This window comes from Nitrospinota bacterium (assembly GCA_027619975.1).
In the GTDB taxonomy this organism is placed as follows: Bacteria; Nitrospinota; Nitrospinia; order Nitrospinales; family VA-1; genus JADFGI01.
Window position 1 is genome coordinate 60,208 of the sequence record JAQCGX010000001.1, and the last position, 13,764, is coordinate 73,971.

The 13,764-nt window shown below is 49.2% G+C and carries 14 protein-coding genes and 2 tRNA genes; 6 read left to right on the forward strand and 10 right to left on the reverse strand.

Going from position 1 to position 13,764, the window contains the following annotated elements:
- The first annotated feature begins 17 nt into the window (after positions 1-17).
- From O3C58_00315 to O3C58_00335, 5 genes are all read left to right on the forward strand, one after another.
- Positions 18-857: an MBL fold metallo-hydrolase gene (locus O3C58_00315; protein MDA0690307.1), complete on the forward strand. Its 840-nt coding sequence runs from the start codon at positions 18-20 to the stop codon at positions 855-857.
- A 26-nt stretch (positions 858-883) separates the two neighbouring features.
- Positions 884-2,485 (forward strand): SDR family oxidoreductase, encoded by a 1,602-nt coding sequence (locus O3C58_00320; protein MDA0690308.1) that lies wholly within the window; start codon positions 884-886, stop codon positions 2,483-2,485.
- A 214-nt stretch (positions 2,486-2,699) separates the two neighbouring features.
- Positions 2,700-3,869: a VCBS repeat-containing protein gene (locus O3C58_00325; protein ID MDA0690309.1), complete on the forward strand. Its 1,170-nt coding sequence runs from the start codon at positions 2,700-2,702 to the stop codon at positions 3,867-3,869.
- A gap of 164 nt (positions 3,870-4,033) precedes the next feature.
- The gene (locus tag O3C58_00330) at positions 4,034-4,450 is read left to right on the forward strand and encodes a DNA-binding protein (GenBank protein MDA0690310.1); all 417 of its coding nucleotides are present in this window, start codon (positions 4,034-4,036) and stop codon (positions 4,448-4,450) included.
- A complete protein-coding gene (locus O3C58_00335) occupies positions 4,444-4,833 on the forward strand; it encodes a hypothetical protein (protein ID MDA0690311.1) in 390 nt (129 codons plus the stop codon). The genes O3C58_00330 and O3C58_00335 overlap by 7 nt, the downstream gene beginning before the upstream one ends.
- Positions 4,834-4,865: 32 nt before the next feature.
- On the opposite strand, the gene O3C58_00340 is transcribed toward O3C58_00335, so the two are convergent.
- From O3C58_00340 to O3C58_00350, 3 genes are all read right to left on the reverse strand, one after another.
- On the reverse strand, positions 4,866-6,656 hold the full coding sequence (locus O3C58_00340) for a radical SAM protein (GenBank protein ID MDA0690312.1): 1,791 nt from the start codon (positions 6,654-6,656) through the stop codon (positions 4,866-4,868).
- 7 nt (positions 6,657-6,663) lie between these two features.
- Positions 6,664-7,287, reverse strand: coding sequence for a hypothetical protein (locus tag O3C58_00345; GenBank protein MDA0690313.1), 624 nt, complete (start codon positions 7,285-7,287; stop codon positions 6,664-6,666).
- Between the two features lie 184 nt (positions 7,288-7,471).
- Positions 7,472-9,256 carry a radical SAM protein gene (locus tag O3C58_00350; protein ID MDA0690314.1) on the reverse strand — a complete coding sequence of 595 codons (1,785 nt, stop codon included), beginning with the start codon at positions 9,254-9,256 and terminating at the stop codon, positions 7,472-7,474.
- 360 nt (positions 9,257-9,616) lie between these two features.
- Between O3C58_00350 and ftsY the strand changes: the two genes are divergently transcribed.
- Complete coding sequence (gene ftsY / locus O3C58_00355) at positions 9,617-10,576, forward strand: signal recognition particle-docking protein FtsY (protein ID MDA0690315.1); 960 nt, start codon at positions 9,617-9,619, stop codon at positions 10,574-10,576.
- Between the two features lie 21 nt (positions 10,577-10,597).
- Here the strand turns inward: ftsY and O3C58_00360 are convergent, their stop codons facing one another.
- From O3C58_00360 to O3C58_00390, 7 genes are all read right to left on the reverse strand, one after another.
- Positions 10,598-11,098, reverse strand: coding sequence for a PilZ domain-containing protein (locus tag O3C58_00360; GenBank protein MDA0690316.1), 501 nt, complete (start codon positions 11,096-11,098; stop codon positions 10,598-10,600).
- Between the two features lie 300 nt (positions 11,099-11,398).
- Positions 11,399-11,560: a hypothetical protein gene (locus O3C58_00365; GenBank protein ID MDA0690317.1), complete on the reverse strand. Its 162-nt coding sequence runs from the start codon at positions 11,558-11,560 to the stop codon at positions 11,399-11,401.
- Positions 11,561-11,767, reverse strand: a complete 207-nt coding sequence (locus O3C58_00370; GenBank protein ID MDA0690318.1) for a response regulator — start codon at positions 11,765-11,767, stop codon at positions 11,561-11,563.
- A 243-nt stretch (positions 11,768-12,010) separates the two neighbouring features.
- Positions 12,011-12,081: transfer RNA gene (locus tag O3C58_00375), tRNA-Cys, on the reverse strand.
- A 25-nt stretch (positions 12,082-12,106) separates the two neighbouring features.
- Positions 12,107-12,181: transfer RNA gene (locus tag O3C58_00380), tRNA-Gly, on the reverse strand.
- A gap of 66 nt (positions 12,182-12,247) precedes the next feature.
- Positions 12,248-12,832 (reverse strand): glycerol-3-phosphate 1-O-acyltransferase PlsY, encoded by a 585-nt coding sequence (plsY, locus tag O3C58_00385; GenBank protein ID MDA0690319.1) that lies wholly within the window; start codon positions 12,830-12,832, stop codon positions 12,248-12,250.
- Positions 12,833-12,870: 38 nt separating this feature from the next.
- A complete protein-coding gene (locus O3C58_00390; GenBank protein ID MDA0690320.1) occupies positions 12,871-13,764 on the reverse strand; it encodes an RNA polymerase sigma factor RpoD/SigA in 894 nt (297 codons plus the stop codon).

Consider the following 13,764-nt stretch of genomic DNA (forward strand, 5'->3'; position numbering starts at 1 on the left):
TTGAAAGGGAACATCGGATGGCGCAACTGGAAGACGAGTTCGGGGATATTTTGCAAAAAGCGCGGGACGGTAAATCCTGGTCGCAAAATGATTTGGCACGGTCGGTAGGCATTTCCCCGGATGCCATTCGCCGGATGGAGAGCTATGAGTACATCCCCGATGACACCGTCCTCCTGAAAATAGCCGATGCCCTGGATCTGCATGGGCCTTCTCTCGTTGTGATTGCTAAAGAGGCCTGGGTTCCTAATGCAATTTCTCCAGATCCGGGTCCCTTTGAACTGATTTGTCTTAACGTGTTCATGGGAATGTATCCGGTGACGTGTTATCTGCTGATTTGCCGGGATACCCGGGAAACCGCGATTATCGATACCGGGGCCAACCCTGATGTGGTCATCAAAAAAGCCGTAGAACTGAACGTCCGTCCTTCAAAAATTCTGCTCACGCATTCGCATCCCGATCATGCCGCGGGGCTCAGTGTTTTGGACCGGGAATATGATTGCCCGACGTGGATCGATAAAAAAGAACCGCGTCCTTCCGGTAGTCGCGATCTTCGCACTGTCGCCGATGGCGAAATCCTCCCGTTGGGAAACCTGGAAATTAAAATTTTAGCCACTCCGGGCCATACTCAGGGAGGGGTTTCGTACCAGGTCGGAGAATCCATTTTTTCCGGGGATTGCATATTTGCGGGGTCGATGGGCCGGGCCAACGCTTCCTGGCCGGGGCTGTTTCAATCAATCACCACCCGCCTGCTCACGTTTCCGGACCACTACCGCCTGTTTCCAGGGCACGGCCCCGCCACCACAGTGGGGGAGGAAAAGCGGCACAACCCTTTCTTTTATGGCAAGGTTTCAGAATAAAAGATTTATCTTCTTAGGGTTGCGGATTGTCTGCCAAAGCCTATACTTTGCGTATGGACCCGGAAAATGTCAATTACCATTATTGCGATGATCTCCCCACCAAGCCATTGCCGGCAAACACCCGGGTTCTGGTAACAGGGGCCAACGGCTACGTCGGCCACCGCTTGATTCCGGAACTGATTTTCCGAGGTTATATCGTCCGCTGCATGTTCCGCCGTAAAACCATGCCTGCCATTTTGGTTCACCCGAGAATTGAAGTTGCCTACGCCGATTGCCATGACAAGGATGAATTGCGGGCGGCGTTGAAGGACGTTGATTATGCCTATTACCTGATTCACAGCATGCGCGGTAAAAATAAGCTGTTTAGAGAAAGGGATAAACAGGCCGCCAAAAATTTTCTTGAAGCGGCGGAGGAAAATGGGATCAAAAGGATCATTTACCTGGGCGGATTGGGTGAGACGAACGAGCGATTGTCTTCGCATCTTAAAAGCAGGATGGAAGTCGGAAGCATATTGTCCAGCGGCACCATTCCGGTGATTCGCCTTAGGGCGGCTATCATTCTCGGAACCGGGAGCGCTTCCTACGAATTGTTAAAATCTCTGGTATCCCACAACCGCTGGATTCCATTCCTGACTGAATTTGACTCCAAATGCCAGCCGATTGCGGTGCGGGATGTGATCAAATATCTGGTCGGCGTCCTGGAAACCGACAACCTGACTACCAAGGCGTACCATATAGGCGGAAAGGACATCTTGTCCTATACCGAACTTGTCAAGCGTTTCGCCAAAATTCTCAACAAAAACGTCCGACTGTTTGAAGTTTCCTGGGTTCCCCTGCCAGTGGGCTTGATGTGCCGTCTGTATGCCTACTGGCTTCATCTTTTTAATTCCGTTCCGGTTAATATTTCTTATCTCTTGCTGCATAGTTTGAGAACCGATGTCCTCTGCACGGAAAATGACATTTACAAGATACTGCCCTTTGAACCCCTGGATTTTAATACAGCAGTGGAATGGGCGCTTAAAAAGGAAGAGCAATCCCGCGTGTTTTCTCATTGGAGCGATGTTTCCCCCGAGCGAATGAAGGATCTGATGCCCCTTTGCGAGTACGAATCCGCTAATTTTATGATCGATGAACATTCGATAAACATCTCCGCGCCGCCGGATACGGTGTTCCCTCTCATCTGCCGTGTAGGCGGAAAGCATGGCTGGATCGCCGCCAATTTATTGTGGAAAATCCGTGGGGCCGTAGACAGGATGTTGGGCGGTCCCGGTTTGAACCGGGGGCGAAGGGACGATAACCAATTACGCGAGGGGGATTCTGTAGATTTCTGGAGAGTGGAAAAACTGGAAGTGAATAAGGAATTGCTTCTACGGGCAGAGATGTTATCCCCCGGCCTGTCCTGGTTGCAATTTTCGCTCATTCCGCAGGGGACCGATAAAACGAAACTGACCCTCAGGGCGCATTTCATTCCTCAACCGCTTTGGGGAAATCTCTACTGGTTTTTAATGGCGAAATTTCACGATTATATTTTTAAGGGGATGCTGTCTTATTTTAGGAATGAGGCGGTCAATGCTCGCAGGGGATCACTGGTCCCCAAACCTTCCCATGATGCATCAACTCATCCCTGACCTTACATTTTATAAAACAGTGCACGACACCAGGAAAAGAGACGTTTGTTTGAACAAGCTCTGGATTGGCGCCGGAACGGTGGCGGGGAATAATTTTGTTGCCCTGCATACCGTTATGATATGCTTTGTGTTTGCTTGAAAAAGTTTTGTAAGAACTAATAAAAGTTTGTCTATTTTGATATTTTTGAGCCGCTATAAGCGACCAACCATCCGTATGAAAAAACTTCTCCCTTATGGTTTATTGATTCTGGCTTTTCTACTTGCCGGGTGCCCCGAACCGAAAGTTCAGGAAAAAATGCCTCCCCTTTTTGTGCTTTCCTTTGCCACGGAAGCGGGAGCCGAGCCTTCGTTTTTGATCACCGACGATTTTAACCGCGACGGAATACTGGATCTGGTGGTGACCAACAGCGGCGATCATACCTTTTCATTTTTCAAGGGAAATGGAGACGGTACGTTTAAAGACCAGACCGTGTTTGCCACCGACAGGGACCCCATTTGCATCGTTGCCGCCGATTTTAATCTCGATGGCTACCTGGACCTGGCAGTGTTGAATTACGAAGATCAGAACATTCAGATTTTCATGAACACCCGCCTGGGAAGTTTTCAAGATAGCGGTGTCAAAATGAATGTGGGGAAGATCCCGATCAATTTAACGGCGGGAGATTTCAATGAAGATGGGTTTCCCGACCTTGCCGTCACCTTGCGTTTTCACAAGGTGGTGACCCTGATGGGCAAGGGCGATGGAAAATTTGACGACCCGAAAAGCATGCCGGTGAGAGGTCAGCCCACGGCGCTGGTTCTGGGGGATTACAATCACGACAAGCATGTGGATATCGCCGTTGCTCTTGCGGGGTCCGGGAATAGAGGGGTGCAGATTCTTTGGGGCAAAGGCGACGGGGCGTTCAAGCCTTCCAAACTTTTTAAAGGCGGCGGTCAACCCCTGACCATTGTCAATCTCGATGTTAATGGCGACGGCTATGGCGATCTGGTAACGTCCAGCAATGTCCTGCATGCGATGACGGCGGTCATCAATAATGGCGACGAGACGTTCCGAACGCTCCGGGATTTTGCATCGGGCAGTTTCCCCAAGTTTGTGGTGGCGGCGGATTTCACCGGAGACGGGCTCATGGATATTGCGGTTTCCAACTCGACGGATGACACCATCTCCGTTTCCCTGGGCAAGGGAGATGGAACCTTCACCTACCCGCCCATTTACCATCGGGTCGATGAATACCCGCAGGGGATTGTCACCGGAGATTTTGACGGCGATGGCTTGATAGACATCGCGATCGCCTGCCGCGATAAAGGCAAGATCGATATTCTGCTCAAGAAGAACATGGTGAACCCCAATCCCAACCCGCCGGAAACGCCCAAAACGACTTGATGTTTTTATGCTTAACTCCTGCCCGACAATCAGCTATCGGACGATCGTACTTTTCGGAGGTGCAACAGAATATGCTGTAAAGGAGGTTTTATGGGGTGTGATATAATTCTCAAGCTATCAATAGTAACCAAAATAATAATTGTTAGACGATACTTGAGGTCTAAGTGAACCGACTACAATTTCAAGAACTAACCAAGCTTCGTCAAAGAGAAGCCTATGCTCTCTTGTCTAATCGTTTGTATTCTGGTGCCTATTACCTAATGGGGTACGCTATCGAATGCTCATTAAAGGCTTGTATCGCAAAACAAACGAAACGCCACGATTTTCCAGATAAAAATGAAACAATCCAATCCTACACACACAATTTACAACAACTCATAGGGCTCTCTAGTTTGTCTGTTGCTCTCAAAAAAGCTACGGAATCAAATCGTGAGCTCCAAAACAATTGGTTAGTAGTCAAGGATTGGAAAGAAGATTCACGATATAGACTAACGATTACTGCTTTAGAGGCTAAAGATCTTTATAAAGCATGCACTAGTAGAAAAAATGGCATCTTGCCTTGGATAAAAAAACAATGGTAACAAAAGATATAAGTAAAGAATCTATAGACTCTGGAAAACAACTGCTTAGAGAACTAGATAAAGCAAATATTAAGGTAGATGCTGCATTCTGGTTTTTCTTTTCAGATGACTCTGACTGGAAACTTGTTTTCTCCTTACCACAGGAAATCAAAAATGGCCCAAAGAAGGCATACTTAGTAATTCAAAAAGTATATGCGAGAATAGGAGGAAATCTACCGGGTTTAGATATTAACGATGTATTGTTAATGATGGAAGATAATCCTCTTGTTAATATTCTGAAAATAATGATTCGCACTGGCCCAGAAATTAGTGAAATAAGACTTACACAAAACGTAATAAATGGCACCTTGATTGAAGATGCTGTTATATATCGGCTTCTATAACATCTTACATGTAGCTGAAAAAGTCCAAAATTTTACGGAGCTGTAATAAAAAGGCTTTTTTCTTTTTGGGAGGAGGAATTCAACTCTTGAAACGTTCCTTCGGGAAATACAGCAAGTAGTTTTTTTGGTTGGATCAAATGGGCCACCTCTAGCACGTTTTGATAGCCGTCCAGATGATTGTTGGCCATCGGCACCAGTATGAAGTCGTAATGGTTGGCGATGAGTTGATCGGCCAAAGGGGAGGGGAAGGTGTCGGCGGAAAAGAACCCTTGGCCGTAGGAGTATAACTGGTTCACGCGCGGGTTGCCCTGCAAGTCATCCATCACCACATCCTGACCGAGCAGGTCCACCGTGGAATTTTTCAGGGGATCGAGGGATTGCAGAATCAGGTGGATCATCCACGGGCGCACGCTTCTCAGGATGAGGACGCGGGAGTGATCGGGAATTATTTTTGATGATGTTTTTGCGGCGGTCAAAAACTGGGACGCGTTGGCGTCGCTTTTTCCACGGTCAAAGGCTTCCAGCGCCTTTTTGAACATTTTCTGGATTTCCTCCGCCGGATAATGCGGGTAATCCACCACCACATGGCCGTTGCCATCGAAATCCTGCCACTCGATGCCGGTTTTCAGATACGAATTTTCCACACAGCTTTTATAAAAATCCGTTCCCGGTTGCGGCGTGTTGATGGAAACCTGCACTTCGTCGAGAAGCCCCTGGCGGGTCAATTCGTAAATCAGGTCGACGGTTTTCTGGTCTTCTTCCCGGCTGGAGCCGAGCCCGCCAACACTGAAGGTTGCGTAAAACACAAAACCAATACTCTTACCAAATTTCAGGATCGACAGCAGTTTATCGGGATGGTGTTTTTTCCCGAGCGTCATTTTTTCTGCAACGACATCGCTGGCGGTTTCGATACCGAAACGAATTTTGTAGTATCCGGCTTTGCGCATTTCTTTAAGCGCTTCTTCATCGAGGGAAACGTATTCGCAAAGCGCTTCGTATTTCAGGTGATCGAGATTCGCCGCGCGAATGGCTTTGGCCAGGGCGATATTGAAGCTTCGCTTGATGTTGTGAACCTCTTCGTCAAAAAATACGCCTTCCATTTCCGGATATTTTTCTTTCAGCTGACGGATTTCCCCGACCACATCGGCGACGTTTCTTGGGCGCCAGTTCAATTCATCGTAATAGAGCGTCGCCGCCGCGCAAAAGTTGCACCGGCGCGGGCAGCCTCTGGAAGCGTACATCTGGATTTGCCGGTAGCGGCAGTTGGGTTCGTGATAGTCCAGACGGCTGATGTCATCATCTTCAGGGTAGGGTAACGAGTCGATGGCCAGAAGTTCTCGGTTGCCGTTCGGGTAAACTCCTGAAATATGCTGAGGGTCTTTTCCTTGAATCAAATCGAGAACGGCGTATTCGAATTCTCCCTGGCAAACGAAATCGGCGACCTTTAAAACGTCCTCTGGTTCCGCCATCGGGTGCTGTCCGGTAAAGATCAACCGCGTGCCAAACGCCTGCTTCGCCGCCTTAGCCAGGCGCAGGTCTTCGTCGATGGTGCGCGAAGAACTTTCCATAATAAGCCAGTCCGGGCGCTCCTCCGTGAGTTTCGCGAAGTAGGTTTCAAAGTCCCAACCCTTGAGCACGCCGTCAAGAAACTTGACCGCATGATCGGTTTCCCTCTTCAGCAAGGCAGACGTGTAGGCCAACTGCCAGGGGTAATAGCCGCAATTGGTGAAGTTTTTGACTCCTAATGACCAACGGGAAGGAACATGCACCATATGGTAGCCATTGGCATCGACTCCTACGGAATTGGCGACGACGATTTTCATGAGGCGTTCAGACCAGGGTCAATACTTTGGAGGTTTTCTCAGGAGCGGCAATGGGGGGCTCATGCCGCTTTCGGGGGCTGGCGTTTTTTTTACGGGTATTTTTTTTAGGGGAAGAAAGTTTACGGAAACACCATTCGCCGATCAGCCCCAGGCTGATGCAAAAAAATAATAGTGCGGTCGCGATATAATTGAGGCCCACCCAGAAGAGGGTGGTTTTTTCCAGGAACCATTTTTTCAGAATATTTCTGCCGCTCAAGTCCACATAGGTCCCGCGCGAGTTGTAGCCGCGAATGGTTTTTGCTTTGGATGCCCAGGCGAGAAGATCGATATTGGAGTAGCCCAGCCCGTGGTCCACATTGTAGAGAGCAACGGCGAGATCGAATTTTTGCTTCCGCAGTTTTTCAAGAGGAGCGCGGCCATAGTTGAGAACACCCATTCGGCGATGGTTGCCGATGGTCAGTACGACATCGACCAAGGGGTCCTGAGCGACGACGGCCTCCACGCCTTGAGGCGCGAGGACGGTGATTTTGGCATCGGGAAACTCCTGTTTGAGGCTATTCAGGGTTTGGTTCAGGATCCGGGTGGCGGACCGGATGACGAGAATTTTTTTTATGTTTTGAGACGGCTTCATAAAACTTAAAAATAGGGAAAAGGTATTAATCCCCTCATCCCAGCCTTCTCCCCAAAGAGGAGAAGGGGTTTCTTCCTCTCCTTCATTGGAGGAGTGCCCACAGGGCAACGGATTGAGGTGAGGAGGGATTTAATTTTTTCTTTAATGCCTAAAATATTTTTAACTCTTTATATGGACAGGTCTCCTAAATATGCGATCTTCCATGATCGCCGGGATTGTCCAGATCGAAAACCTTGCCTTCAATATTCACCGCCACCAGTCGTTTGATTCCTATCCGGTTGGCGATGGCTTTAACGTCCGCATAACCGTTGCCGGAGATATTGTTGTAGGGGATCACGCCCATGGCAAAAGCTCTTTTTTGTAAACGGTCCATCAAACTTGCAGGAAAGGAGTTGTTTTTGAAGTGGCCGTTTTCATAGAGCAACACTTCATTGATCTTGGGGTTTTGCCGCAACTCATTTTCCACACCCGGTTGTGCCAGGGTGGTGATTCTATTCCTGGAAAACTGACTGGCAAGGGACCCGACCACATCGTTCATCTGTTTCATCCGGGAACTTCGGAAAACCAGGATGTCATCGGTGGAATCGATGGAAAGGGATTTAAAATTATCCTTTGCCGTTTTCGAATAGCGCTTGTTGAATCCTTCTTCATACAGCGTTTCGGCTTCACGAAAGTTTTTCATGACCTGCTCTGCCGGGTATTCGGGACGATCCACCACGCAATGGTTGCCGCCATCGAAGTGTTTCCAGTCGAGATCGCGCAGATAACCCTGGGCTTTCATGCGATTGAAAAAGGGAGTTCCCGGTTGCGGTGTGCTGATGGAAAGCTGGAACCGCCACAACAGCTCCCGGTCGATCATTTCGCGGATCAAGTCGAGGGTTTTTTTATCGCAATCGTCGGTCGAACCTTCACCGCCGAAAGTAAATGTCCCATAAAATTTCAGCCCGATGCTGGTGCCGTGCTTCATCAATTGCTTGAGGCGTGGAACGTTGAATTTTTTCATCAACTCCATGCCACGGGCGGCGTGTTCGCCGGCGGTTTCAATGCCCAAGCGCACCATATAATAGCCGGCGCTTTTCATGGCGTCCAGAACCTCTTCATCCATCGGCCACTGGCCGCACATGACATCGTATTTTAAATCGTCCAAACCGTTTTCACGGATGGCCTTGGTCAATTCGAGAATGTATTTTTTACTGCCGTTATGAACTTTATCGTCGAAGAAGATGCCTTCCAGCTGCGGGTATTTGGCGCGCAGGGTTTGTAACTCCAGCACGACATTTTGCGGATTTCTCGGTCGCCAGTTGGGGTGGGCGTAGGAAATGTTACCGCAGACACAAAATGTGCAGGACAATGGGCATCCGCGCAAGGCGTAGGCTTGGATTTCAAGATATTCGCTGGAGGGTTCGCCGGGCATGCCGTAATCCAGTCGGGACACATCGTCATCTTCCGGAAACGGCAGATCATTGACATCCAGGGGAGGACGCAGGTTGGTGTTGGGGTATAACCCCAGAATATCGTTACGGTCTTTTCCCTGGAGGATATCCTTTACCGCCAGTTCGTATTCTCTTAGAATCACGTAGTCTGCGTATTCGCTCACTTCTTCAGGGAAGGTCGTGGGATGCGGTCCGCAGAAGATCAATTTGGTGCCGAACAGGCGTTTCACTTCCCTGGCGAAGCGGCTGTCCGCTTCTATGGTGCGCGTGGCGCAGTCCATGATGAGATAATCCGGTCCGAATTCGGAAACTTTATCCACGAAAGCCTGGTGGTCAAGTTTGTCCAGACAGCCGTCGAAAAACCGGACTTCATGATCGGTGTCCCTTTTCAGCATGGAAGAACAATAGGCTAACTGCCAGGGATAATAGGTGAAAATATTCAAATCTTTCGTGCTGTTGGTCCATCGGCTGGGCGAGTGGATCATGGCATAGCCATCAGCATCGATGCCAACGGAATTACATACGGCAACTTTCATGGAAATCCTCGAAAGATGGGGGGGTGCGTAAGGCACAACTCGACTATAAGACCACTGATTACCCTAGCGGATATTTTTTCTTAAAACTTTAACTGACTCCCCGAATCTTTAGCCTGAAGGGGAATGGTTAGAAAATTATTGTGTAATTGCCATTATTCATTTGGTTTCCGGAATTTTTGTGAGAAGCATTGATTTTTTGGAAGATCGACTTCCACAATCCGTAGGGAGATGTTCGGGTTTCATCTTGACATCGTTCGTTCAACTTGTAAAGATGCTTGGTTCATTGGCAGTTATATTATAAGAGCTTTGGGTCTCGGAGTTGTTCGAGGAATGAGCTGTAGTTTTATTGGAGCGACGGGAATGAGTGATCAGGGAAAGACAGAGGAAGTGGTCGAGAAAAAGAAATCGGGGTTTTTTTCCCGTTTGAAATCCGGATTGACCAAAACCAGGGACGCTCTCGCCGGCGGCATTGAAAATATTGTTCTCGGAGAGGCGAGGGTAGGGCCGGAATTCATGCAGGAATTGGAGGAGGTGCTGATCACCGCCGATGTTGGAGTTGATACCACCCACTACATCCTCAATGAATTGAAAAAGGACGTGGAGGATGGCCGTATCCGCAACCAGGATGGGGTGAAGGAAGCCTTGAAGCAGGTGCTGGTCCGGATTCTCGAAGAGCATCAGGGCGAGGGCCGTAAATTTGTCGAGCCCACGCATGTGGTGCTGGTCATCGGCGTGAATGGCTCCGGGAAAACCACGACCATCGGCAAATTGACGCAAAAATGGAAAGATGACGGTAAAAAAGTGCTGTTGGGTGCTGGAGATACCTTTCGCGCCGCCGCTGTCGAGCAAATGTTGGTCTGGGCCGATAGGGTGGGGGTTCCCTGTATTCATCAGAAAGCTGGAGCGGACCCTTCAGGAGTTTCCTACGAAGCTGTGCAGGCGGCGGTGACACGCAAAATGGACGTGGCGATCATCGATACCGCAGGACGGTTGCAGACCAATACCAATTTGATGGAGGAGTTGAAAAAGGTCAAGCGCGTGATCGGTAAGGTGTTGCCCGGCGCACCCCACGAAACACTTCTGGTTCTGGACGCCACAATAGGCCAAAACAGCGTTTCCCAGGCCAAGCTGTTTCACGAGGCGATGGCTATCGATGGTCTGGTGATGACCAAACTGGACGGCACCGGCAAGGGCGGTGTTTTATTCAATATCACCCGCGAATTAAAACTGCCGGTGCGCTTTATAGGCGTTGGAGAAAAAGTGGAAGATTTGCAGGAGTTCGATCCCAAGAGCTTCGTCGATGCCTTGTTTGCCTCCTGATCTCTTAGTTATAGACCCGCCTCACGACATTCCCCAGCCCTTCAGTTGCCTGATCATTTCAAGTTGTTTTGTGACGATGAACCCGTGAATCAGGTCCCTTTGCCTGGAATCCAAAGTTTTGGAAAATTCTATACGGAGAACCGTCGAGTCGGGGTTCTGTGTATTGACCAGGATCAGGTTGGCTTCCGTTTTAATAAGCGTTAGATCTTCCAGGGGCAGGACAAACACCAGAGTCAAGACCTGACCCTTATATAGAGGTTCAGGGGCTGAAACCGTCCCGGATAAGCCGCCGGCGCTCAGGTCTAAAATGTGGATGTCGATGATGGCTCCGCTTTGGGATACCAGCGTAGCGTCCAGAGGAGGAAGGTTTGTTGTGTCCAGCCGATAGCACTCCCTGTTATCCAGAGTGGTTGTTGCAGAAATTTCTCGATCTGTTTTCCAGGGAAATATTTTCTTGACCCAACGATCGACGGGGACGTCCTCTGACAATATTGGGAATGCCGCCTGCAGTCTGCTGAACATAATGTTCCTCATGTAAGGTAGAAGTGTCCATCCTAACGGAACGGAGAAAAAAATACTTTAGCCCGATCCGATGTGGGAAATTTGACGATTGAATGGTTTATTGGAAGAGGAGCAAAAAGGATGCCAGCGGAACTGCAAGGCATAGAATTTTAAAAACCGCTGATAAAGGGGGGATAATTTCCTGTGATTTTTAAGGGACGCTGGCTTTTTCTGAAATGAGCGGAACGAATTTTCCGGTTGGGAAAATTTTTCCTAGAAGAGTAGTATTTATTTTTGCAAAGGGAGGGGGAAATCCAGGCTTCAGGCCATCGCCTGATCGACTTTGTCTAATAGTTCCGAAAAATCCGGCGGTTTGCTGAAATAATCATAGGCTCCGAGTTCCCGGGCCTCGTCCGCAACGGTGGAAAGTGCCTCAAAGGAGGAAAGCATGATGACCAGAGTTTGCGGATGGTTCTTTCGCACTCACCGCAAAAAATCCACGCCGCTGACCTCCGGCAAAGCGATATCGACCAGAGCCAGGTGAGGTTTGAGTTGCGCCGTCACCGCCATGGCCTCATGACCGGTTCCCGCCGTGCAGACATCATAGCCTCGGGTTTTTAACAACCGGGCGAGAATGCTTTGCGAGGCCGGGTCGTCTTCGACAACGAGAATGTTTTTGTTGGTTGGCATGCAAAATCCTTGTGGCGCATTACCGGAAAACAGGACGAAACTCCCAGTAATTCCAGCACATCGCTAAAAATTGAAAGTGCGTTTAAGCCTTTATTTTTAATAGTTTAGCGCATTATTCCGCGTCAAGCAATGGCATTAATTATATAGGCGGAATAATTGTTTGGACGTTGCTGATTAGGGACGAAAATTCAAGGAGTAAAAGGAGGATGTGTAAAAAGGGAGTGATTTACTAGCAAAAATTGAAGGCACCGGGCGGATTCGAACCGCCGATAGAGATTTTGCAGACCTCTGCCTTACCACTTGGCGACGGTGCCCCGCAAACTGCCGGTCAATGAAAAATGGAGCGGGAGAAGGGGTTCGAACCCTCGACTTCAACCTTGGCAAGGTTGCACTCTACCACTGAGTTACTCCCGCCCACTGTTTCTCACTGAGATGATTCTGTTGGAGACATTATATTTTCTGGGAAGGTTTTGTCAAACCCTATTTTTTCAAGAACCTGCTTTCGGTGCCATTTAAAACCCGTTCCAGGTTGCCAACGTGTTTGTGAACCACAATGAGAGCCACGATGACGGCAACGGCGATGAATTCCGGCAGGGATTGAAAGTAGATCCCGAAGAGAGGGATGCTCAACGCCGCCAGAATGGAACTGATCGAGACATAACCTGAGAGCCACAAGGTGACGCCAAACACCGCTATTGAGGATAGGGTGGCCAGAGGCATCAGGAAAATCATTATTCCAAGGCCGGTGGCCACGCCTTTGCCGCCTTTGAATTTCAAAAATACGGAATACACGTGGCCTGTGAAGGCCATCAGGCCGGCAATGGCGATCTCATAAGGGTGCTCCAAAAACCGCGAGGCGATGGCGACCGCCGCCAACCCTTTGGAGACATCTCCTGCCAGGGTCAAAAGCCCGGCTTTCTTGCCCAGAACCCGCCCGACATTGGTGGCTCCAATGTTGCCGCTTCCATGATTGCGGATGTCAATATTGCTTTTTCGGGCAAACAAGAGGCCGAATGAGATGCACCCCAGTAAATAACAAAATATCCAGAGGAGAATGGTTTCCACTTATTGTAACGCCTGTTTGTGAAGGGAAAGGTGCCCGGTCAGCCCAGATGGTCACCCAGGGAAATATTATTGGATTTAATTTTTAATTTCGCTTTGGCCCTTTTTTCAATCTGCCGCACCCGTTCCCTGGACAAGCCGATTTCTTTGCCGATTTCCTCGAGAGTTTTGGCTTCGCCGTGAAATCCAAACCGCATCCGCAAAACTTTCTCTTCTCGGGGACCGAGGTCTTTGAGCAGTAAATCCACCTTGTTTTTCAGGCTTTCCTGCATGATCATTTCATCGTAGGGAATGGTATTGGAGTTTTCCAGCAGGTCGATGTAGTGGGTGGATTCGTCGGCCCTGAGCGGCGCGTCGAGCGATAAATGAGTGCGATAGGCCTGCATGATACAATGAACGTCGTCTTCCTTAAAGCCCATGCCGTCCGCCAGTTCCCTTTCGCTCGGTTCCCGGCTCAACGTATGTGTCATTTCCTGGCGTTTTCTCCCCATTCGATACACCTTGCCGACCTGTTTGATGGGGAGCTTCACCGTACCCGATTGTTCGGCCAGGGAGTGCATGATCGCCTGCCGGATCCACCAGACGGCATAGGTGATGAATTTGATATGACGGGAGGCGTCGTATTTTTTTGCCGCCTGAATGAGCCCAATATTTCCTTCCTCGATCAGGTCTTGCAGGGAAAGGCCACAGCCTTTGTATTTGTTGGCGACACTGACCACGAATTTCAGGTTTCGTCGCACCAGTTCTTGTAAAGCGGTGAGATCGCCTTCGGCAATTTTTCGCCCCAATTCCTCTTCTTCTTCGCGGGGCAGGGGGGTGATTTTACTTATCTCTTTTAGATATTGGCCCAGAGGCTCGGAGTGTTCGCGATTTTCCTGCGGCTTTCCGGGTTTGGTTGCGGGTTTTATTTTTTTTGCTGCCCCTTTGGTCGCCAT